The organism is Caloramator proteoclasticus DSM 10124, from assembly GCF_900129265.1.
Classification (GTDB): Bacteria; Bacillota; Clostridia; order Clostridiales; family Caloramatoraceae; genus Thermobrachium; species Thermobrachium proteoclasticum.
Genome location: NZ_FQVG01000004.1, coordinates 14,706 through 37,234 on the forward strand (window position 1 = coordinate 14,706; position 22,529 = coordinate 37,234).

A 22,529-nucleotide genomic window follows, 5' to 3' on the forward strand; every position below is an offset into this window, starting at 1 on the left:
TATTATAACATTTTTAGGAAGTAAATAATAGATATTTTATTATGTAAATAAATATGTAATTAGTTATTTATGGCTACTATGTTGTTTTAAACATCTTTTATTATTATAATTAATAACAAGAAGGGAGTGTAAAGATGAAGGAGAGAATTCAAAAGTATATAGCAAGATGTGGTATAGCTTCAAGAAGGAAGGCTGAGGAATTAGTATTACAAGGTAAAGTAAAGGTCAACGGTAAAGTAATAAAAGAAATTGTAACTGTAGATACTGAATTTGATGTTATAGAAGTAAATGGTAAAGTAGTAAAGCCAGAAGAAAATAAAGTTTATATTATGCTGAATAAACCAACTGGTTACATAACATCAGCTAAAGACCAATTTGGTAGAAAAACAGTAGTAGATTTAGTTGATGTAAAAGAAAGAATATTTCCAGTAGGTAGATTAGATTATGACACATCTGGACTACTTATATTAACTAATGATGGTGAAGTTGCAAACAAATTAATGCATCCTTCAAAGGAGATAGACAAGGTATATATAGCAGAAGTTGAAGGAGTACCAACAAGGGAAGAGATGGAAAGATTTAAAAGGGGATTAAAGATAGAGGATTATATAACTGCACCAGCAAAAATTAAATTACTAAAGATAAGGGATAAAACAAGTATTGTTGAAGTAATAATACACGAGGGTAGAAATAGACAGGTTAGAAAAATGTGTAGTGCCATAGGACATAAGGTATTGAAGTTAAAGAGGGTTAGAATTGGTAGTTTAGAATTAGGAAATTTAAAAGAGGGTGAATGGAGATATTTAAATAGTGATGAAATAGAATATTTAAAATCATTATAGTGAGGGGATTATATGTTATATCTACAGTTATTTGAAAGAATGTCAATTATAGCTTTGGCAGCTTATGTCTTTTCTCAAACAATTATGTTTAAAAAACTTTTTACAAGAAAAATGATGAGTTTTGAAAAATTTATGTTGGTAACATTTTTTTCTATATTATCAATTTTAGGTACATATTTAGGTGTTAAGGTTCAAGGGGGAGCAATTGCAAATATAAGACCTATAGGTGCAATAGTTGCAGGACTTATAGGCGGCCCACTTGTAGGTATTATTGTAGGTGCTATTGCAGGATTACATAGGTATACATTAGGTGGATTCACAGCCTTATCTTGTGCCTTTTCAACTGTTGCAGAAGGATTAGTTGGTGGTATATTTAAATCCTATATTAAAAAAGGTAAGAGTGACATTATAATAAGTTTCATTGCAGGAATAATAGCAGAGATAACGCAAGTAATTATTATTTTATTGTTGGCAAAACCCTTTGAGGCAGCATTGGAGTTAGAAAAAAACATTGGTTTGCCGATGATATTAATAAATTCCTTTGGTGTAGCTTTGTTTATTAATATAATTAATAATGTAAAGGATGATTTAAATAAAATTGCTGCTTTTAATGCCTATAGGGCATTAAACATAGCTAAGAAATCTTCAGTTTATTTAAAATTAGGATTAAACAGGGATAGTGCAAAGGAAATCTGCAGCATAATATCAAAAGAAACAAGAGCGAAATGTGTATTTATATGCATTGAAAATGAGGTTCTTTATACAACAAAATATGATGAATTCTATATAAAAGATATTTTACTTAATTTAGATTTAAGAAAAAAATCTGAACTGGTTGAACATAATAATAATTGTTTTTATATAGCAAAACTTTATTCAGAAGATAATTTAAAGGGGTATTTAGGCGTTAGCATTAAAAATTATAATGAAATAGATAGATATTATATAGATTTTCTTGATGAATTAGCAGAACTTTTATCAATACAAATGGAAATAATGAGATTAAATACAATAGCACAAAATATTTATAAATCTGAACTTAAAGCACTTAAAGCTCAAATACATCCGCATTTTTTATTTAATGCATTAAATACAATTGCATCATTTTGCAGAACAAATCCTTTAAAGGCAAGGGAGTTAATATTAAGTTTATCTAATTATTTTAGAGGAACATTAAAAAGAAATGATGAATTTGTAGAAATAAAGGATGAGATAGATTTAATAAATTCATATATCGAAATAGAAAAGGCAAGATTTGGAGATAGATTAAATTTTTACTGCGATGTTGAAGATAAAATAAAGGAATATAAAATACCTACCTTTATTTTGCAACCAATAGTTGAAAATTCAATTAAACACGGTATTTCACCAAAGGCGGTTGGAGGGAGTGTTTTTTTAAAAGGGTTCCAAGAAGATAAATATTTAACTTTTATAATTGAGGATACAGGAGTTGGATTTAATAAAAATTATTGTGATTCAATAAGCAAAGGAGAAGGTATTGGAATTACAAATATTATAGAGAGACTAAAGTTATATTATGGAAAAAATTACTTATTTGATATTCAAAGTGCTTTAGAGGAAGGAACTAAAACAACAATAAAGATTCCAATTATGGAGGGATAAAATGAAAAATATTGAATGTCTTATTGTGGAAGATGAAGTTCCTGCAATAGAGGAGATCAAATTTAATCTTTCAAGGTATAATGATATTATTATTAAAGGCTGTGCTACAAATTATATAGATGCTTTAGCTAAAATAGAGAAACAAGATTTTGATGCAGTATTTTTAGATATAAATATTCCAGGGGGAAGTGGAATAGAGCTTGGAAGAATTATCAAGAGAAAGAGTAATAAGACGGATATAATTTTTATAACTGCCTATGACGAATATGCAATTAAAGCCTTTGAATTTAACGCATTAGATTATATATTAAAGCCAATTGATGAAAAAAGGTTTGATGAAACTATAAATAGATTAAGAGAATCGTATAAAAGAAAAAATAATAATATTTATTATATTGATGAAAAAATAGAGGAGGTAATGAAGAGGGTCTTAAAGGAAAGGGAAAAGGCCATTCCTTGTGAAGTAAATGGGAAAATAATATTAATAAGTTTAGATGATATTATTTATTTTTCTATTGAGCAGGATAGGACAATAATTAAAACCTTTAATAATACGTATGAAACAAAGTTTACACTAAATGAGTTGGAAGAAATGACAGGATTTTTAAGAACACATAGAAGTTTTTTAGTTAATCCTAATAAAGTCAAAGAAATTCATCCTTGGTTTAATGGTACATATAAGATGATTATGAAGGATAACAACAATTCTGAAATTCCAGTAAGCAGAAGTAAATCAAGATATGTTAGGGATTATTATAATATATAATTTTTTCTAAAATGCAAATAAACCTTCAAAAATTGCATTTTAAGATAATAATAATGCATTTTACCCTCAATTAAATGATAAAAGATATTTTTAGTGTTATTATTAAAATGTAAATTGTACAAACATTCAAAAAATACAAAGGAGGGTTAAAATGTATTCATTCATTTTTGGAATTATACTATTACTTCTTGGGTATTATGTCTATGGAACTTATGTAGAAAAACAATTTGGTGTCAATGAAAAAAGAGTAACACCTGCATATGCTCTTCAAGATGGTGTTGACTATGTACCAATGGCAACGTGGAAGGTCTACTTAATACAGCTACTAAATATTGCTGGACTTGGTCCAATATTCGGAGCCATTCAAGGTGCACTATTTGGACCAGCAGCATTTTTGTGGATAGTTTTTGGAAGTATATTTGCTGGAGCAGTTCACGACTATCTATCAGGTATGATTTCTATAAGACATAAGGGTGCAAGCTTATCTGAAATACAAGGTATTTATTTAGGAAAAAAGATACAAAATATAATGAGAGTCTTTACAATAGTTCTTTTGGTTTTAGTTGGTGTTGTTTTTGTTACAGGACCTGCTAAGCTACTTGCAGCAATAACCCCATCAAGTCTCACAGTTACATTTTGGGTAGTTGCAGTTTTTGCATATTATTTCTTAGCGACGATTCTACCAATAGATGTTTTAATTGGAAACTTATATCCTATATTTGGTGTAGCTTTAATTGTTATGGCAGTAGGTGTTGGTGGAGGTATAATTGTAAAGGGATACCATATACCAGAAATATCATTGGTTAATTTACATCCTAAAAAGTTACCTATATTTCCAATGATGTTTATAACAATAGCCTGTGGTGCAATTTCAGGTTTCCATGCAACACAATCACCACTTATGGCAAGATGTATGAAGAACGAAAAATATGGTAGAAGCGTTTTTTATGGAGCAATGATAGCAGAAGGTGTTATTGCACTTGTTTGGGCAGCAGCTGGTATGGCATTTTATAAAGGAGTACCTGGACTTGCAGCAGTTCTTGGAAAGGTTGGACCAAGTGGTGTTGTTCTTGAAATCACAAAGACATTGCTTGGACCAATTGGTGGAGTACTTGCTATGTTAGGTGTTGTAGCTTGTCCTATAACATCTGGTGATACAGCCTTCAGAGGTGCAAGATTAATGCTTGCTGATATGATAAAATTCCCTCAAGATAAGATAACTAAAAGATTATTATTAGCAATTCCATTATTTGCTGTAGGTATTGGATTAACATTTATTAATTTTGATATAGTTTGGAGATATTTTGCTTGGGCAAATCAAACACTTGCGATGGTTACACTTTGGGCAGCAGCAGTTTATCTATATAAATATAAAAAGAATTACTGGATAGCTGTAGTTCCTGCAACATTTATGTCATATGTTTCAATCAGCTATATATTACAGGCAAAGGAAGGATTTAAACTACCAGCAAATATCTCAAATGTTATAGGATTAATAGTGGCAGGGTTACTTTTAGCTATATTTATGATAAAAACAAAAGAATTTGTAAAAACAATAAAGGATGTGGAAGAAGAAGTAGCCATAACAGAATAAAAGGTGTAAAATATTTGAGGATGCATTAGCATCCTCAAATTCATTTTTTGTGTAAGGAGTGGTTTGATGTATAAAGTAGTTTTAAAGGCAACGAGTTTAGCACATAAGATAGTAGAGAAAGTTGTAGTAGATGGAGATGTGGTAGTTGATGCAACTTTAGGTAATGGAAATGATACTTTGTTTTTAAGTTCGCTAACCATAAATGGGATGGTATATTCCTTTGAGGTACAAAAATCTGCTGTTGACAGGTTTAACAAAATTATAGATGAAGAGGGAATTAAAAATATTAAAGTTATAAATGACGGTCATCAAAATATGGATTTATATATAGACAAAAAAGTTAAAGCAATAATGTTTAATTTGGGTTATTTGCCAGGTTCAGATAAGACCATAACAACAAAAAGTGATACTACTTTAGAGGCAGTTCAAAAGGGTTTGAAATTATTAGTTCCAGGTGGAGTGATGACAATTGCTGTATATGTTGGTCACGAGGAGGGACAAAGGGAGGCAGAGGACTTACTTAAGGAAATAACCGAATTAGATTCAAAGCATTTTTCTGTTATGAATATAAATTTCATTAATAGAAAAAATGCACCTTTTTTATTAGTTATTGAGAAAAACGACAGTTATCGTGAAGATATATAAACTGCTTTTTATTTGTAGTAAATTCAATAACTTTAATCTTAGAGGGAGTATTTATTTTTTTACCACATTTTAAACAGATATAGTTACCTGTTACTATATAGTCATAATGAATTTGTAGTTGAGTATCCGAATACTTTTTCCAACTATTCCAGGCTGTTTTACATAGCTTTACTCTATTTTTTTTATCTGCAAATACCCATCTTAGCATTTTATGAAAGTGAAATGGGTATTTTGTATACCTTAAATAATCATATGGTATACCAATTTGTGTGCAGTAATCAATAAAAGATGATTCTATAAGTGATTGTAAAGGGTCAGATATTTTTGTACTTTTTACATTATAATTACTTTTTGCAAGAAAATCACGTGTTTTATTAAATATATAACCTTGGCAAATTTCTATTGGTTCATTTTTATCAACATTTAAATATTTTAAATATTTTTTTATTATAGAGAGAGTATAGTCCTCATAACGCTTATTTTCGAAATATGGAGAAGTGAAATACTTTATTGGGATTACATCCCACATATATTCATTTGTTTCAATCCTTAGAATTCCAACGGCTGTTCCACCAACTAAGCTTCCACTACCTGCATCGTCTATTTGTATCATTGTGTTACTCCTTTCATAGTATTTATTAATATTATGTATAAAAAATGGTGATTATATTAAAAAAAGGAGGCTTCTTTATGCGAATTTTATTAACCAACGACGATGGAATTAAAGCAGAAGGAATAATAGCATTAGCAAAGCTTCTTCATTTGGAACACGAAGTAACAGTTATTGCACCTGATACTCAAAAAAGTGCCTGTGGGCATTCAATTACAATATATAGACCATTAACAGTTAGAGAACATAAAATTGAAGGTTTAAATTGCAAATGTTTTTCTATTGATGGAACACCTGCAGATTGCGTAAAGATGGGTATAAATAAGCTGATGGAGGGAAATGTAGATTTAATAATATCTGGAATAAACGATGGATTAAATGTTGGAACAGATGTATTGTATTCTGGTACGGTATCAGCTGCTATTGAGGGGGCTATATATAAAATACCATCTATAGCTGTTTCTATGGACAGAGAAAATGGAAATATAAATTATAAAGTTGCAGCAATGTTTATAAAAAAATTATTAGAAAATGTGGATGTGACATCTATAGGGAATGATGTTGTACTTAACATTAATGTTCCTAATTTAGAGTATTCTAAAATAAAAGGCTATAAGGTATGCAATTTAGGTACCAGAATTTATTCAAATATATTTATTGAAAAATTTAGTAATGAAATAGAAAGAATATTTGAAATTCAAGGAAAACCAACGGATGATGCAGTAGAAAATACGGATGTATGCTTTATTAATAAAGGATTTATAACAATAACTCCACTGCACTATGACTTAACTAATTTTAAATTATTAAAAAGAGTAGAAAATGAATTTAAAAATGAATTTTTATTTAAATGACTAAATAAATGATGAATTTACAACATTGCATTATTCAAATGCAAAATATATTGCAATTTAATGAAAAAGATGTTAGAATTATTTTAGACAATAAAGACTAAGAAGAGGGATGGTAGCATGCAGGAAAACAAGCAGGATTTAATGAAACTTATTCAATTGAAGTTTCCAAGACTTAGTAAAGGACAGAAGTTAATAGCAGAATATATATTAAAACACTATGATAAGGCTGCATTTATGACGGCAGCAAAGCTTGGAACAACAGTAGGAGTTAGTGAATCAACAGTAGTTAGATTTGCCAATGAACTTGGATACAGTGGATATCCTAAATTACAAAAAGCATTGCAGGAAATGATTAAAAATAAACTTACAAGTGTTCAAAGAATAGAAATATCTAATGATTATTTTGTAGAAGAAAATCCACTTAAAAGTGTTTTAAAGGCGGATATGGAAAACCTTAGGGCTACTTTGGAAAAAATAAATATCGATACCTTTGATTCTGCAGTAGATGAAATACTTAAAGCTAAAAGAATTTATATAGTTGGTTTTAGAAGTTCACAGGCCTTAGTTGAGTTTTTAGGATTCTACTTAAATTTAATATTAGATAATGTAAGAATAGTTTCAACAGGTATAAGTGACGTATTTGAAAAACTTCTAAGGGTTGGCCCAAATGATGTAGTAATTGGAATAGGTTTTCCAAGATATTCCACAAGAACTATTGACGCTATGAAATTTTCAAAAAGTAGGGGTGCAAAGGTTATAACTATAACTGATAGTCTTTTATCTCCACTTGCAACATATTCAGACTATACTTTAATTGCACAAAGTAATATGGTTTCATTTGTTGATTCACTTGTTGCTCCTTTAAGTGTAATTAATGCACTTGTTGTAGCAGTTGGGTTAAAGGAAAAGGAAAAAACACAAGAAACATTTAGAACCCTTGAAGAAATTTGGGAAGAACATAACGTATATAGCTATAAAAATAAAATCAATAATGAGTAAAAAGCCCACGGGGCTTTTTATTTATTTTTTGCAAAATATATGATATTGTATTGTAAGGCAGATAGTTAGATATAATAACAAAAAAAAGTAAGGAGCGAAGTATATGAAGAAGGTTGTAGTTGTAGGTGGAGGAGCAGCAGGGATGATGGCAGCAATTAAAGCTGCACAGAGAGGTAACAGAGTTATTTTAATAGAAAAGAATGAAAAATTAGGTAAGAAATTATTCATAACAGGTAAAGGAAGATGTAATGTTACAAGTAACAAGGATATAGAAGAAATTATTCAAAATATACCAGGGAATGGCGAATTTATGTATAGCTCTTTATATACATTTACTAATTATGATTTAATGGATATGATAGAAGCAAAGGGCGTAAAACTTAAGGTAGAAAGAGGAGATAGAGTCTTTCCTCAGTCAGATAAATCAAGCGATATTATAAAATGTTTTGAAGAATATTTAAAGGAAAATAATGTTGAAATATTGCTAAAAACAAAAGTAACTGATATCATAGCAAAGGATAATAAAATATATGGTGTTGAAATAAATAATAATGAGATTATAAGATGTGATTCAGTAGTTCTTGCAACAGGTGGGAAATCTTATCCAGGCACAGGTTCTACGGGAGATGGGTATACCTTTGCAAAAAAATTAGGACATACAATTGTTGATATAAGACCATCATTAGTTCCACTTGTTTGTAAAGAGGGATGGGTAAAAGATTTAATGGGATTGTCTTTGAAAAATGTAAGTATTAAGGTTAAGAATAAAGGTAAAACAATTTATGAGGATTTTGGTGAGATGCTTTTTACTCATTTTGGTGTATCAGGACCTATTATTTTGTCTGCAAGTAGAAAAATATCCGATATATTACCTGATGAAGTTGAAATATTTATTGATCTAAAGCCAGCATTAAATTATGAAGAACTTGATAAAAGAATATTAAAGGATTTTCAAAAGTACATAAATAAACAGTTTAAGAATGCATTAGATGATTTACTTCCACAAAAACTAATTCCTGTTGTAGTTAATTTAAGTGGTATACCAAGTGATAAAGTAGTTAATTCAATTACAAAAAAAGAAAGAGGTCAGCTTGTTAACCTGTTAAAGTCCTTTAAAGTTACAGTAATAGGAACAAGACCAATAGAAGAAGCTATAATTACAAGGGGTGGAGTTAGCGTTAAGGAGGTTGACCCATCAACAATGGAGTCAAAAATTGTTAAAGGCCTATTTATTGTAGGAGAGTTGCTTGATGTTGATGCATTAACTGGTGGTTTTAATCTCCAAATAGCATTTAGTACAGGATATTGTGCGGGTATGAACTGTTAGGGAGGTAAATATGTTTTCAATTAGAGGTGCAACAACTGTTGAAAAGGATGAAAAGAAATATATTTTAGAAGAGACTGAACTGCTATTAAAAGAAATGATATTAAAAAATGAAGTGGAAATTGAGGATATAGTATCAATAATATTTACAGCAACAAAGGATTTAAAGTCTGCTTATCCAGCAGAAGCTGCAAGAAACATAGGAATTAAGTATGCGGGACTTTTGTGCTTTCAAGAGATGTATGTTGAAAACTCTCTGGATAGATGCATTAGGGTATTAATGTATGTTAACGGCAATAAAAAACAATATGATGTTAAACATATTTTTCTAAAGAGAGCTACAATATTAAGACCAGATCTCTTGAAGGAGTTTTAATATTTTTATAGAAATATATATATGACAGGAGGCTTAATATGAACAAGATTGCAATTGCTATTGATGGACCTGCAGGTGCAGGAAAAAGCACTATATCAAAATTAATTGCAGAAAAGATGGGAATAGAATATATCGATACTGGAGCAATGTACAGAGCTATAACATTAAAGCTATTAAATAGGGGGGTAGATATAAAAGATATACAATCTGTGAAAGATATAGTAGATGAAACAAAGGTTGAGTTAATAAATGGTAGAGTTTATTTAGATGGTGTTGATGTATCTGAAGAAATACGTATGCCATATGTTAGTTCTAAAGTATCAGATGTGGCTGCAATCTCTTGTGTTAGGGAGAGATTGGTTTATTTACAAAGGGAAATGGCAAAAAAGTCAAGTGTAATAATGGATGGAAGAGATATTGGTACAAATGTATTAAAGGATGCACAGGTTAAAATATTTTTAACTGCATCAGTTGAAGAAAGGGCTAAAAGGCGTTTTGTAGAGATGAAAAATAAAGGAATAGATATATCATTTGAAGAAATCTGCAATGATATAAGAAATAGAGACACTATAGATTCAAACAGAGAAATTAACCCTTTAAGAAAGGCAGAGGATGCAATTTTAGTAGATACTACAGGAAAGACAATACAAGAGGTTGTTGATGAAATTATTTCAATTATTAGAGAGGGTGCTAACCTATGAGTTTTTATAGATTTTGTCAAATATTTGTTAAAGGTTTATTTAAGTTAGTTTATAAAGTAGAGATATTTGGAAGTGATAACATACCAAAGGATAAAGGAGCAATTATATGTCCAAATCATTTTCATTGGATGGACCCAATAATAGTTGGAGTGTATACAAAAAGACAAATTAGGTTTATGGCAAAGTATGAGCTTTTTGATAAACCAATATTAAATAAGTTAATTAAAAAATTAGGTGCTTTTCCTGTAAGAAGAGGAGAAGCTGATTTAAATGCTGTAAAAACTACATTGAAGCTATTAAAGGAAAATAATTTAGTTGGTCTTTTCCCTGAAGGAACACGCTCAAAGACTGGCGAACTTGGAGAGGCAAATGCAGGTGTTGCTATGTTTGCCATAAAATCAGGAGTGCCTGTAATACCTGTATGTATTGTTGGAAATTATAGACCCTTTACTCGTATAAAAATAAAATATGGACAACCAATTGACTATAATAAATATAAAAAAGAAAAGATGACTAATAGTGACTATTTGGAATTAAGCCAGATAGTTATGCAAGAAATTAAAAAATTAAAAGAGGGGATGTAATATGGAAATTTTGGTAGCAAAAACAGCAGGATTTTGTTTTGGAGTTAAAAAAGCCATTGAAAAGGCCTTTAATGAAAAGGGAGAGAGGATTTTTACTTATGGTCCTATAATTCACAATAAACAGGTTGTAGAAGAATTGAAAGATAGAGGAATTGATGTGGTTGAAAACTTGGATAATATACAACCTAACGATAAAATTATAGTAAGGTCTCACGGGATTTCAAAGGGAGAATATGAGAAGATAGAACAAATGGGTGCTGTAATTGTAGATGCAACTTGTCCATATGTTAAACATATACATAAAATAGTTGAACAAAGATTTAATGATGGATATAAAATTATAATTGTTGGTGATGAAAATCATCCAGAGGTTAGGGGTATAAATGGTTGGTGTAACAATACTGCAATAATAATTAATGAAATAGAAGATTTAAATAAAATTGATAAAAACTTAGGAAGGATTTGTATAGTTGCACAAACTACCTTTAATCAAAATAAGTGGTATAAGATATCAGCAGAATTAATTAAATTTGCTAAAGAAATTCTAATTTACAATACTATCTGCAGTGCCACTGATGAAAGACAAAATGAGGCGATAGAACTATCAAATAAAGTTGATGTTATGATTGTAATTGGTGGAAAAAATAGTTCGAATTCAAGAAAATTATATGAGATTTGTAGAGATAATTGTAAAAAAGCGATTTTCATTGAAGATGAGAATGAACTTAATTTAGATGAAGTTGCTGGTGCAAGTAAGGTTGGTATTACAGCGGGAGCATCTACTCCAGATTATACAATTAAAGCAGTTATTGAAAAGTTAGATTCATTAAATAAATTAGAGGATAGAACTTATGAATCAGATGATGAAATAGATTATAATTTTAAAAATCTTTCAGTTGGAGAAATAATAGAAGGAAGGGTAATACATATAACAAATGATGAAGTATTTTTTGATATAGGATATAAAGCTGATGGTATATTACCTAAAAATTTAGCTTCTAATAGAATTATCAACTTAAAGGAAATATTCAAAATTGGAGATGTTTATGATTTAGAAGTAGTAAAGCTTTCAGATAAAGAAGGAAATGTTGTGTTGAGTAGATTAAATATAGAAAAATACGATATTTTAGAAGAGTTAGAAAAAATTAAAGAAGAAGGTATATTAATTAAAGTTAAGTTGATAAGTGAAATAAAGGGTGGTTATGAATGTTTATATAATAATATAAAGGCATTTTTACCTGAATCTCACTCTGGTATAACTCAAAGGGATGAAGTTAAAAATCTTTTTGGAAAGGAAATAGAAGTAAATATATTAGATGTAAAATTACAAAAGAATGATAGCATAGAAATTGTTGTTTCAAGAAAAAATGTAATTAAGAAGATTATGGAAGAAGAAAAAAGAAAATTTATTGAAGAATTGAGTTTTGGACAGGAATTAAAGGGAAGAATAAAATCCTTTATAGAATCTGGTATTTTTGTTACAGTAGGGCCTATTGATGTTTTTGTTCCTAATTCAGAGGTGTCTTGGGATAGAAAAGTAAAGCCTCAAAAGGAGTTTAAGATAAATCAAGAGGTCAACATTGTTATAACAAAAATAAATAAAAATGAACATAAGGTATCAGGTAGTATTAAAAGGACTATGAAGGAACCTTGGGATGAATTTATTTCAAAGTATAAAGAAGGAGATGTAATAACAGGTAAAGTTGTTGCTTTTGCTGATTATGGAGCGTTTGTTGAAATAATTGAAGGAGTAGATGGCTTAATACACATTTCACAAATAACAACAAGAAGAATTGATAAGCCAAGTGATTATTTAAAGATTGGTCAAGTAGTTAAACCTAAGATAATAAGTATTGATTATGATAAGAAAAAGGTTTCTCTTTCTTTAATAGTGTAAAAAAATTAATTTAAAATGCCAAGAACTCAGTTCTTGGCATTTTTGATATTTTATTCAACTACAGCAGATAGTGGTGGGATTACCTGTTTCTTTCTTGATACAACGCCTGGCAAGTAAACACTGTTTTCACCAAGCTGAACGTTAAAGGCTTTAGAAATTAATTCTTTATCTTCGCCTACAAATAGAGCTTCAGAACCTTCCTTAATTATATCTGTTAATAGAAGCATAATTAAGTTATAGTTTTTGGCTTTGCATAAGTTATCCATAAAGCTTATTAATTCCTTCTTTAAATCTTTTAGTGCATCTGTGTCCATTGTGTTGACTTGACCAACTCCGATTTTATATTTTCCAAGCGTAAATTCTTTGAAATCTTGATAGAAAATTTCTTCTGGAGTTTTTCCGCTTAATGATGTTCCGGCTTTAAACATTTCATCAGCAAATTTATCAATATCGATTCCTGCAATTTCAGCAAGTTTCTCTGCAGTCATTTTATCTATGTATGTGCAGGTAGGAGACTTAAATTTAAGTGTATCTGATAAAATAGCTGCACATAGGATTCCTGCAATTTGCTTTGAAGGTCTTATTCCGTTTTCAAAATAAATATTTGCAACTATTGTTGATGTACTACCTACAATTTCATTTCTAAAGTATATTGGTTTGCCTGTTTGAATATCGGCAATTCTATGATGGTCAATTATTTCAAGAAGTTCTGCTTCATCAATTCCGTGAACAGATTGAGCTCTTTCGTTATGGTCCATTAAAATAACCTTTTTCTTCTTTTGTGATATTAGATGGTATCTGGAAATTGTTCCTATTAATTTATTATTATCATCCACAACAGGGTAGCTTCTAAATCTGGTTTGTAACATTTTTTCTTTTATTTCATCAACAAAGTCATCCAGATTAAAACTTACTATATTTTCTTTTGTCATTACATATTTTACAGGAACACTTTGATTTATTAATCTTGCAGTTGTGAAGGTATCATTTGGAGTAACTATTATTATACATTTAAAGCTTTCTGCTAATTTTATTATTTCTTGTTCAATTTCTGAACCACCAGTTACAATTAATAGGTTTGCACCACTTTCTATTGCAACTTTTTGATTATCACTTCTGTTGCCAACAATTACAATATCACCCTTATCTACAAATGGCTTCATTTGTTCTGGTGCCATAGCAGCAATAACAACTTTGCCACTTGTATTGAATATATCTTGACTGCCAGTAATTAATTTTGCATTTAATGTTTCAATAATGTTTGAAAGTGGAGTTTTGCTGGTTGCAAGAATATTTGTGTCCAATGTACTCATATAGTTATTAGTGATATCTGATAATGTAACAATACCAATAAGTTTTTCATTTTCATCAACAACAGGAAGTGATTTAATATTATTTTTTTTCATTAATGACCAAGCAGTTTTAATTGAAATATCCTTTGAGACAGGTACAACCTTATCCATATTTAGATCTGCAACCTGAGGTTTAACAGTAGGCAAATACTCAGGTACAGGGATTCCAAAATAATTTAATATAAATTCAGTTTCCCTATTAATTTCACCTAATCTTTTTGGTTCAGCGTTATGCCCAAGTTTTCTTTTTAGTTCAGCATAAGCAATTGCAGAACAGATTGAATCTGAGTCAGGATTTCTGTGACCAGTAACATATATAACATCCTTCAATTTATTCACCTCCTAAAGAAATTACATTAAATTATTATATACTATAAAGTGGTAAATAGTAAATACAAATAAAAAATTATAGAAAATTAAAACAAATATAAAGTTATAGTATAAAGAAATTTTAAATATATATATAGAAGATGTAAGTGGGGGTGGTATTGTGCAACTTGATTTTGAAAACCAATTTTTAGATGGATTATCAAGCATAGAAGCGAAAAAAAGGTTACAAAAATTTGGGTATAACGAAATTGTGGTAAATAAGAAAAAATCAAAGTTTAAAATATTTTTATCACAATTTAATGATTTTATTGTATGGGTATTGATAGCAGCTACAGTTATATCTGGAATTATGGGAGAAAAGGCTGATGCTATAACAATAATTGCAATTATTTTACTGGATGCAATTTTAGGTTTTATACAGGAATATAGAACTGAAAAATCTTTAGAGGCACTTAAAAAATTGTCAGCACCTACTGCAAAGGTTATGAGGGATGGAAAGATAAGTATAGTTAATGCAGGTGAAGTTGTTATAGGAGATTTAATTGAAGTTGAAGCGGGAGATAGAGTACCTGCAGATGCAATAATTATAAAAAGTGAAGCTATAAAATGTGATGAGTCTATTTTAACAGGTGAATCAGTATCTGTTGAAAAAAAGAGCTACAATGGTAAAACTGCTTTAAAGGAAAACTACTTATATATGGGATGTACGGTTACTAATGGAAAGGCACTTGCAAAGGTAATTGCAACAGGAATGAATACAGAGATGGGAAAAATTGCAAATATGCTGCAGAGTATCGATGAGATGCGTACACCACTGCAGGAGAGGCTTGATAATTTAGGACAATATTTAGTTTATGTATGCTTAATAGTGTGTGGAATTGTTACAGTTACTGGTGTTTTAAGAGGTGAAAATATCTATGATATGTTCCTTATCGGTGTTAGCTTAGCGGTTGCTGCAATACCAGAAGGATTGCCTGCAATAGTTACAGTATCTTTAGCATTAGGAGTACAAAGAATGGTAAGAAAAAATGCATTGGTAAAAAAGCTACCAGCTGTAGAGACACTTGGTTGTACAAATGTTATATGTTCAGATAAAACAGGTACGCTTACACAAAATAGGATGACAGTAAAGAAGGTTGTTTTGTATAATAAAGAAATTGATATAACTGGGGATGGATACGAATTTAAGGGTGATTTTTTTATAAATGGTATTAAAAAAAATATTGATTCTATAATGGATAGCAATCTACATAAATTATTAGATGCCTGTATTCTTTGTAATAATTCATATTATATATTAGATAGAAAAAAAATAAATTTTTATGGGGATCCAACAGAAATAGCACTATTAGTGTTAGCTGAAAAAGCAAAATTAAGTAGAGAAAAATATAAAAATACTTATAAAAGAATAAAGGAAATTCCATTTGATTCAGATAGAAAGATGATGTCTGTAGTTGTTTCAGATGGTAAAAATAAAATTATGTATACTAAGGGTGCTGTTGAAAGTATAATTAAAGCTTGTAGTTACATTGAAATAAATAATAAAGTAGTTCCTCTTGATTTAAATTATAAGCGAAGGATAATTGAACAAAATGAAAATATGGCAAAAAATGCTCTAAGAGTTATAGCCTTTGCTTATAAAAATAATGAGTCTAATTTTATAGAAAAGGATTTGGTTTTTTTAGGTCTTGTTGGAATGATGGATCCTCCAAGAAGAGAAGTTTTATATTCTGTTCAGGAGTGTAGGGCTGCAGGTATAAAACCTGTTATGATAACTGGAGATCATAAACTAACTGCAGAGGCGATTGCAAAGGAGATTCAGATAATAAATTCAAATGAATTGGTTTTAACAGGAGATGAATTAGATAATTTAAGTGATGAAAAGCTTGTTCAAAATATTGATAAGATAGCTGTATTTGCAAGAGTAAGACCAGAACATAAATACAGAATTGTTAAGGCATATAAGAGTAAGGGGTATATAGTTGCTATGACGGGTGATGGTGTTAATGATGCACCTGCTGTAAAGGAAGCAGATATAGGAATTGCTATGGGAATACAAGGAACGGATGTAACAAAGGAAGCAGCTGCAATGATTCTGATGGATGACAATTTTTCAACTATTGTAGAGGCTGTACGTGAAGGAAGAGTAATATATGATAATATAAGAAAATTTATAAGATATCTTTTATCCTGTAATATAGGTGAAATATTAACTATGTTTTTAGCAACAATATTAAAGTTGCCAGTACCTCTTATTCCGATTCAAATATTGCTGGTAAATTTAGCCACAGATGGTCTTCCAGCTATGGCACTTAGTTTAGAAGGAGCAGAAAATGATGTTATGTTCAGAAAACCAAGAAACAGAAAGGAGAGTATATTTTCTGAGGGATTATTATTTAAAATACTAAATAGGGGTGCATTAATTGGTATTTGTACAATACTATCCTTTGTTTACACATTGGTTAAATACGATTCTGATATAGTTTTGGCAAGGACTGTTGCGTTAAGTACTTTAATTATGTCGCAGCTTTTTCATGTTTTTGAATGTAGGAGTGAAAGACAATCTATATTTAACTTAGGAATTTTTACTAATGTATATCTTGTATGGGCAGTTTTAACTTCATTTGTTATGTTGATTATAGTAGTATATATACCTATGTTCCAGACCATTTTTAAAACTAAATCACTTAACTTATGGCAGTGGATAATCGTTTTCATTTGTTCCGGTTTAATTTCAATTATTTCAAGTATAATTAATTATAAAAGGGGCTAAATGCCCCTTTTATAATTCTAATTTACTTATAATATCCTTCATTATATTGGCAGAATCCAATAATTTATTTTTTTCTTGTTCAGTTAAAGGTAATTCTAATACTTCTTCAACACCATTTTTGCCAACTATTGTTGGAACACTTAATGCTACATCCTTTAATCCATATTTATTTTCTAAATAAGACGAAACAGTAAGTATACTCTTTTCATCTCTTGCTATACACTCAACTATACGTTTTACTGCAACAGCTACTGCATAATATGTAGCACCTTTTTTGTTTATTATTGTATAGGCAGAATTTCTCACGTCATTTAATATCTGCTCTTTAAATTGTCCGTTACAGGGATGATTACATATATTACAGAAATAATCTATTGATGTACCAGCAATGTTTGTTAAACTCCAGGCTGCTATTTCAGAGTCACCGTGTTCTCCAATTATGTAACCGTGTATATTTCTTGGGTCGATTCCATAATGCTTACTTAAGAGGTATTTATATCTTGAACTATCAAGTACTGTGCCTGATCCAATAACTTTATTTTTGGGTAGGCCTGAAATCTTTAATGTAACATATGTTAAAATGTCAACAGGATTAGTTACAATCAAATAAATAGCATCTTTATTATACTTAACAAGTTTAGGTATCATATCTTTAAAAATTGAAACATTTTTCTTAACTAAATCAAGTCGTGTTTCTCCAGGTTTCTGATTTGCTCCAGCAGTTATGATTATTATATCTGAATCCTTTACATCTGAAAATTCGCCAGAATATACTTCAACAGGAGACATTAATGGAACTCCGTGGCTTATATCAAGTGCATCTCCATAGGCTTTATCCTTATTAATATCAATAATTACAATTTCTTCAGCAAGACCATTCATAGCAATTGTAAAAGCAGTAGTAGAACCAACAAATCCTGAACCAATTATTGAAACTTTTTTCATATATATCACCTCAAGGAAAATTATTATTATATAACAATAATAAAAGATATGGTAAAGTTAGTCAATATTTAGTGTATATATTTATGCATAAAATAAAAAGCATATGGTTGTCCACATGCTTTATTTTATAAATTGTCTTTGTTGCACTCTTTGTATTTTTTGATCTATTGGAATTAAATCTACTTTAGTTGTAAGGTTTCGTATGTTAAGTATTTGAATTACTTCAGAAGCTTCCTTTCCTTTTTTAGGCTTTAAACCTTGAATAATAACACTATGTCCTTGTCTTACATCAATAAAGGATGGCATCTTAAACCATTTTTTAGCTTTATATCTACATTTTATTACTGCTTTGCTTCTTTCAGGTTTTACAACAACATCAACAGTTAGAATATTGAATATCCATAGTATTGTCTTTGTTGTAGTTTTAATGCTTAAAACGTGACCACTGAATTGGGTAAGCCTGTCACCATACTTTTTATAGTATGTTTCAGCATATTTTTTGGCAAGTGTCTCTCTAAAACTCATAATGACTCCCCTTTTCTAAATAATTTATTATTGCAATTATCTATTATATCATATTTTATTTTTCCCATATAGATGAAATTAATAAATTTATTTGTTTGAATTAAATGATTTTTTGTATTATAATAATAACAGAATGATTAAATAAATGCAATAGGTGTCAAGAAGTATTGATAATACAGAAACAAACTGTTATAGTATAGTTTGGAGATTGTTAAATATTTAATTAGATAGGTGATAGGTTTGAAAAGAGCAAAAATATATGTAAATGGAATAGTACAAGGAGTAGGATTTAGACCTTTTATTCATAAATTAATTACGGAGTATAACCTAAAAGGCTGGGTTAAAAATACTTCAAACGGAGTAGAAATAGAAGTTGAGGGAGAATGCGTTAATATAAAAAAATTTATAGATGATATAGATAAAAAAAAGCCAAAATTATCAGTAATAGAAAGTTTAGAATATAGCTTTTTTGATGATTTAGTTGGATACAAAGATTTTACAATAATAAAAAGTACAGATAATGTATCTAAGTTTACATTGATTTCACCAGATGTTGCAACTTGTGATGATTGCCTAAGAGAATTGAAGGATAAAAATGATAGACGATATGGATTTCCATTTATTAATTGCACAAATTGTGGACCAAGGTTCACTATAATTAAGGATGTGCCCTATGATAGAGATAAAACGACAATGAAGAACTTTATAATGTGTAATAGTTGCCAAAAAGAATATCAGGATATAGAGGATAGAAGGTATCACGCACAGCCTAATTGTTGCTTTGAGTGTGGACCAGAATTATTCTATATCGATTCTCATAACAACATTATAAAGGATAAAGTTATAGATTGTGTTAAACAAGAATTAAAAATGGGAAAAATATTAGCTATTAAAGGCATAGGAGGATTTCACTTAGCCTGTGATGCTAAAAACAAAGAAACAGTAGAAAGGTTAAGATTATTAAAAAATAGAGAGGAAAAGCCATTTGCTTTAATGTGTAGGGATTTGGATACAGTAAATGCTATATGTAATATAACAGAAGATGAAAAGGAGTTTTTAACAAGTTTTAGAAGGCCTATTGTACTTTTGAGAAAAAAGAATAATAGTTTTGATTATATTTCAGTTGATAATAACTACTTAGGTGTTATGCTACCATATACACCTGTACATCATCTTTTGTTTGATGATGATTTGGATGTTCTTGTTATGACAAGTGCAAATAACAAGGATTGCCCAATAATAAAGGATAATGATGAGGCAATAGAGAATTTAGATGGAGTTGCAGATGGATTTTTACTAAATAATAGAGATATACATATAAGATGTGATGATTCACTTTTATATGTTTTTGAGGGAAAAGAGTATTTTATAAGACGATCAAGGGGCTATACCCCTTTCCCCATAAAGGTTAATTTTGAATGCGAGGATACTTTATCCTGTGGTGCAGAACAAAAGGCATCCTTTTGTCTTCTTAAACAAAACTATGCCTTTCTAAGTCAGCATATTGGTGATTTAAAGAATATTGAGACATACAATCATTATACTCAACAAATTGAGCATTTTAGAAGGTTGTTTGATATAAATCCTAAAAAAGTAGTTTGCGATTATCACCCTGATTATATGTCAACAGAGTATGCAATAAACTTTGCTAAAAAACATAACTGTGATATTTTTATGGTTCAACATCACCATGCCCATATGGCATCCTGTATGGCTGACAATAATTTAGATAGTAATGTGATAGCTTTGACTTGGGATGGAACAGGTTTAGGCCTTGATAATACGCTATGGGGTGGAGAAATCTTATATGGAAATTATAAAGAATTTGAAAGAAGAGCAACAATAAAGAGAATAAATCTTGTAGGTGGAGATGTTGCAACAAAAGAGATATATAGGATTGGGTATGATTTGTTATATCAGTCATTAGGATATCTTGAAAGCAATATTATTGAGAACAAGAATAGTTCTGTTATCAAAAAAATGTTAGAAAATAATATTAACATATACAAGACTTCAAGTATTGGTAGGTTATTCGATGGTGTTTCTGCTATTTTAGGATTGAAATCAGTTGTATCTTATGAAGGACAAGGTGCTATTTTAATTGAAAAGTATGCAGATTTTAATGAAGATTGTAATTATAGTTTTAGTTTAGATACAATGGGTATAACTGAATTTAATTGGATTCCTATGATAAAAGAAATAGTTTATGATATAGAAAATGGAGTAAAAAGAGAAACTATATGTGCAAAATTTATGAATACTTTAGTTTTATTTGCAGTTCTTGTGGCTGAGCAAATAAAACAAGAGACTGAATGTATAGATGTTGTATTATCAGGTGGGGTATTTCAAAATATGTACCTACTAAATAAAATAAAAATTAAATTAATGGAAAAAGGGTTTAATGTTTATACACATAGAAGGGTTTCTACAAATGATGAAGGAATATCTTTAGGACAAATTGCAGTTGTAGCAAATGGAGGTGGAATAAAATGTGTTTAGCAGTTCCGCTAAAGGTTATAAGTATTGAAGGTAACACAGCACAAGCAGAAATAGAAGGAGTTAAAAGAACAATAAGGATTGATTTTGTTAAAAATGTTAATGTTGGAGATTATGTTATTGTTCACGCAGGTTTTGCAATAGAAAAATTAAAGGAAGAGGATGCGATTGAAAATTTACGCTTGATTAAGGAGGTTACAGATGCACTTAAGTGAATTTAAAAAACCTCAAGATATATATGTTGTAATAAATTACTTAAAGGGAATAGATAAAAAGATAAATATAATGGAGGTTTGTGGTACGCACACGATGGCTATTGCAAAGTCAGGAATTAAAAGCCTTCTGCCTCCAAATATAAAATTAATATCCGGCCCAGGATGTCCAGTATGCGTAACTCCGTCTGAGGAAATAGATGCTGTTTTAGAATTATGTAAGAATAATAAGAATTTAATTATTACTACCTATGGTGATATGATTAAGGTTCCAGGTTCAAAACCAAATGAAAGTTTAGAAAGATTAAAGGCACAGGGACAGGATGTTAGAATAGTTTATTCAGCTTTAGATGCTGTTGATATTGCTAAAGAGAATAAAGAAAAAGATATTGTTTTTTTAGGTATTGGCTTTGAAACAACAACACCAGGCACAATTTTAGCTCTTGAGGAGGCAATAAACCAAAAGATAAATAACTTTTACATTTACTCTATGCATAAATTAGTTGAACCTGCATTAAGAGCATTACTTGAGCAGCCAGATTTTGATATTGATGCCTTCTTGTGTCCTGGACACGTAGGTGCTGTAATTGGAGAAGAAGGTTTTGAATTTTTAGTAAAGGAGTACAATAAACCATCTGTAATATGTGGTTTTGAAGCTGGAGATATATTAATAGCAATTTATAAAATTGTTAATCAAATATTAAATAATAGAGTAGAATTAGAGAATGAATATAAAAGAGTAGTTAAGAAGGAAGGAAATAAGATTATTAAAAATAAAGTAGAAACATATTTTAAGGTTTCTGATGATTTGTGGAGAGGCTTAGGTTTGATACAAAATAGTGGCCTAAAATTAAAGGATGAATTTAAAGAATATGATGCATCAAAAAAGTTTAATATAACTTTAAAACAATCAAATATTAATAGTGCATGTAAATGTGGCGATGTAATAAAGGGAAAAATTGAACCAACTATCTGTCCTCTTTTTGGGAAGGTATGTACTCCAGAAAATCCAGTAGGTCCTTGTATGGTATCAAGTGAAGGTGCTTGTGCTGCATATTATAAATATTTAGTATTTTGAGGT

The 22,529-nt window shown here is 29.7% G+C and carries 20 protein-coding genes; 16 read left to right on the plus strand and 4 right to left on the minus strand.

Annotated features, from left to right (window positions below):
* Positions 1-134 precede the first annotated feature (134 nt).
* From BUB63_RS01670 to mnmM, 5 genes are all read left to right on the plus strand, one after another.
* Positions 135-842, plus strand: a complete 708-nt coding sequence (locus BUB63_RS01670; RefSeq protein WP_027308245.1) for a pseudouridine synthase — start codon at positions 135-137, stop codon at positions 840-842.
* Positions 843-854: 12 nt separating this feature from the next.
* Complete coding sequence (locus tag BUB63_RS01675; protein ID WP_027308244.1) at positions 855-2,465, plus strand: LytS/YhcK type 5TM receptor domain-containing protein; 1,611 nt, start codon at positions 855-857, stop codon at positions 2,463-2,465.
* Position 2,466: 1 nt separating this feature from the next.
* Entirely contained in the window at positions 2,467-3,231 is a 765-nt protein-coding gene (locus BUB63_RS01680) for a LytR/AlgR family response regulator transcription factor (RefSeq protein ID WP_027308243.1), read from the plus strand.
* Between the two features lie 151 nt (positions 3,232-3,382).
* Positions 3,383-4,825 carry a carbon starvation CstA family protein gene (locus BUB63_RS01685; protein ID WP_027308242.1) on the plus strand — a complete coding sequence of 481 codons (1,443 nt, stop codon included), beginning with the start codon at positions 3,383-3,385 and terminating at the stop codon, positions 4,823-4,825.
* Positions 4,826-4,891: 66 nt separating this feature from the next.
* Complete coding sequence (mnmM, locus tag BUB63_RS01690; protein WP_027308241.1) at positions 4,892-5,470, plus strand: tRNA 5-(aminomethyl)-2-thiouridylate-methyltransferase MnmM; 579 nt, start codon at positions 4,892-4,894, stop codon at positions 5,468-5,470.
* Here the strand turns inward: mnmM and BUB63_RS01695 are convergent.
* Complete coding sequence (locus BUB63_RS01695; RefSeq protein ID WP_073247738.1) at positions 5,433-6,083, minus strand: hypothetical protein; 651 nt, start codon at positions 6,081-6,083, stop codon at positions 5,433-5,435. The genes mnmM and BUB63_RS01695 overlap by 38 nt on opposite strands.
* Positions 6,084-6,160: 77 nt before the next feature.
* On the opposite strand from BUB63_RS01695, the gene surE reads away from it, so the two are divergent.
* From surE to BUB63_RS01730, 7 genes are all read left to right on the plus strand, one after another.
* A complete protein-coding gene (gene surE / locus BUB63_RS01700; protein ID WP_027308239.1) occupies positions 6,161-6,934 on the plus strand; it encodes a 5'/3'-nucleotidase SurE in 774 nt (257 codons plus the stop codon).
* 117 nt (positions 6,935-7,051) lie between these two features.
* Positions 7,052-7,933, plus strand: coding sequence for a MurR/RpiR family transcriptional regulator (locus BUB63_RS01705; protein ID WP_027308238.1), 882 nt, complete (start codon positions 7,052-7,054; stop codon positions 7,931-7,933).
* A 103-nt stretch (positions 7,934-8,036) separates the two neighbouring features.
* Positions 8,037-9,260, plus strand: coding sequence for a BaiN/RdsA family NAD(P)/FAD-dependent oxidoreductase (locus BUB63_RS01710; RefSeq protein ID WP_027308237.1), 1,224 nt, complete (start codon positions 8,037-8,039; stop codon positions 9,258-9,260).
* 10 nt (positions 9,261-9,270) lie between these two features.
* The gene (gene aroH / locus BUB63_RS01715) at positions 9,271-9,633 is read left to right on the plus strand and encodes a chorismate mutase (protein WP_027308236.1); all 363 of its coding nucleotides are present in this window, start codon (positions 9,271-9,273) and stop codon (positions 9,631-9,633) included.
* A 38-nt stretch (positions 9,634-9,671) separates the two neighbouring features.
* Complete coding sequence (cmk, locus tag BUB63_RS01720; protein ID WP_027308235.1) at positions 9,672-10,334, plus strand: (d)CMP kinase; 663 nt, start codon at positions 9,672-9,674, stop codon at positions 10,332-10,334.
* A complete protein-coding gene (locus BUB63_RS01725) occupies positions 10,331-10,918 on the plus strand; it encodes a lysophospholipid acyltransferase family protein (protein WP_027308234.1) in 588 nt (195 codons plus the stop codon). The genes cmk and BUB63_RS01725 overlap by 4 nt, the downstream gene beginning before the upstream one ends.
* Position 10,919: 1 nt before the next feature.
* Positions 10,920-12,815 (plus strand): bifunctional 4-hydroxy-3-methylbut-2-enyl diphosphate reductase/30S ribosomal protein S1, encoded by a 1,896-nt coding sequence (locus BUB63_RS01730; RefSeq protein ID WP_027308233.1) that lies wholly within the window; start codon positions 10,920-10,922, stop codon positions 12,813-12,815.
* Positions 12,816-12,865: 50 nt separating this feature from the next.
* On the opposite strand, the gene BUB63_RS01735 is transcribed toward BUB63_RS01730, so the two are convergent.
* Complete coding sequence (locus BUB63_RS01735; protein WP_027308232.1) at positions 12,866-14,497, minus strand: putative manganese-dependent inorganic diphosphatase; 1,632 nt, start codon at positions 14,495-14,497, stop codon at positions 12,866-12,868.
* Between the two features lie 160 nt (positions 14,498-14,657).
* On the opposite strand from BUB63_RS01735, the gene BUB63_RS01740 reads away from it, so the two are divergent.
* Complete coding sequence (locus tag BUB63_RS01740) at positions 14,658-17,270, plus strand: calcium-translocating P-type ATPase, SERCA-type (protein ID WP_370882843.1); 2,613 nt, start codon at positions 14,658-14,660, stop codon at positions 17,268-17,270.
* A 9-nt stretch (positions 17,271-17,279) separates the two neighbouring features.
* On the opposite strand, the gene BUB63_RS01745 is transcribed toward BUB63_RS01740, so the two are convergent.
* Together BUB63_RS01745 and BUB63_RS01750 are read right to left on the minus strand one after the other, a co-directional pair.
* Entirely contained in the window at positions 17,280-18,215 is a 936-nt protein-coding gene (locus BUB63_RS01745) for an L-lactate dehydrogenase (RefSeq protein ID WP_027308230.1), read from the minus strand.
* 120 nt (positions 18,216-18,335) lie between these two features.
* Positions 18,336-18,740 carry a hypothetical protein gene (locus BUB63_RS01750; RefSeq protein ID WP_027308229.1) on the minus strand — a complete coding sequence of 135 codons (405 nt, stop codon included), beginning with the start codon at positions 18,738-18,740 and terminating at the stop codon, positions 18,336-18,338.
* Between the two features lie 240 nt (positions 18,741-18,980).
* On the opposite strand from BUB63_RS01750, the gene hypF reads away from it, so the two are divergent.
* Genes hypF through hypD form a run of 3 tightly spaced genes read left to right on the plus strand, consistent with a single transcriptional unit; the run spans position 18,981 to position 22,526 of the window.
* Positions 18,981-21,239 (plus strand): carbamoyltransferase HypF, encoded by a 2,259-nt coding sequence (hypF, locus tag BUB63_RS01755; RefSeq protein WP_051350604.1) that lies wholly within the window; start codon positions 18,981-18,983, stop codon positions 21,237-21,239.
* Complete coding sequence (locus BUB63_RS01760; RefSeq protein ID WP_027308227.1) at positions 21,230-21,451, plus strand: HypC/HybG/HupF family hydrogenase formation chaperone; 222 nt, start codon at positions 21,230-21,232, stop codon at positions 21,449-21,451. Before hypF ends, BUB63_RS01760 begins: the two co-directional genes overlap by 10 nt.
* Positions 21,438-22,526: a hydrogenase formation protein HypD gene (gene hypD / locus BUB63_RS01765; RefSeq protein ID WP_027308226.1), complete on the plus strand. Its 1,089-nt coding sequence runs from the start codon at positions 21,438-21,440 to the stop codon at positions 22,524-22,526. Before BUB63_RS01760 ends, hypD begins: the two co-directional genes overlap by 14 nt.
* Positions 22,527-22,529 lie beyond the last annotated feature (3 nt).

Bases quoted from the DNA above. Each gene is read 5' to 3' on its own strand.
- BUB63_RS01670 (WP_027308245.1), top strand. From the start codon at position 135: ATGAAGGAGAGAATTCAAAAGTATATAGCAAGATGTGGTATAGCTTCA.
- BUB63_RS01675 (WP_027308244.1), top strand. From the start codon at position 855: ATGTTATATCTACAGTTATTTGAAAGAATGTCAATTATAGCTTTGGCA.
- BUB63_RS01680 (WP_027308243.1), top strand. From the start codon at position 2,467: ATGAAAAATATTGAATGTCTTATTGTGGAAGATGAAGTTCCTGCAATA.
- BUB63_RS01685 (WP_027308242.1), top strand. From the start codon at position 3,383: ATGTATTCATTCATTTTTGGAATTATACTATTACTTCTTGGGTATTAT.
- mnmM (WP_027308241.1), top strand. From the start codon at position 4,892: ATGTATAAAGTAGTTTTAAAGGCAACGAGTTTAGCACATAAGATAGTA.
- BUB63_RS01695 (WP_073247738.1), bottom strand. From the start codon at position 6,083: ATGATACAAATAGACGATGCAGGTAGTGGAAGCTTAGTTGGTGGAACA.
- surE (WP_027308239.1), top strand. From the start codon at position 6,161: ATGCGAATTTTATTAACCAACGACGATGGAATTAAAGCAGAAGGAATA.
- BUB63_RS01705 (WP_027308238.1), top strand. From the start codon at position 7,052: ATGCAGGAAAACAAGCAGGATTTAATGAAACTTATTCAATTGAAGTTT.
- BUB63_RS01710 (WP_027308237.1), top strand. From the start codon at position 8,037: ATGAAGAAGGTTGTAGTTGTAGGTGGAGGAGCAGCAGGGATGATGGCA.
- aroH (WP_027308236.1), top strand. From the start codon at position 9,271: ATGTTTTCAATTAGAGGTGCAACAACTGTTGAAAAGGATGAAAAGAAA.
- cmk (WP_027308235.1), top strand. From the start codon at position 9,672: ATGAACAAGATTGCAATTGCTATTGATGGACCTGCAGGTGCAGGAAAA.
- BUB63_RS01725 (WP_027308234.1), top strand. From the start codon at position 10,331: ATGAGTTTTTATAGATTTTGTCAAATATTTGTTAAAGGTTTATTTAAG.
- BUB63_RS01730 (WP_027308233.1), top strand. From the start codon at position 10,920: ATGGAAATTTTGGTAGCAAAAACAGCAGGATTTTGTTTTGGAGTTAAA.
- BUB63_RS01745 (WP_027308230.1), bottom strand. From the start codon at position 18,215: ATGAAAAAAGTTTCAATAATTGGTTCAGGATTTGTTGGTTCTACTACT.
- BUB63_RS01750 (WP_027308229.1), bottom strand. From the start codon at position 18,740: ATGAGTTTTAGAGAGACACTTGCCAAAAAATATGCTGAAACATACTAT.
- BUB63_RS01760 (WP_027308227.1), top strand. From the start codon at position 21,230: ATGTGTTTAGCAGTTCCGCTAAAGGTTATAAGTATTGAAGGTAACACA.
- hypD (WP_027308226.1), top strand. From the start codon at position 21,438: ATGCACTTAAGTGAATTTAAAAAACCTCAAGATATATATGTTGTAATA.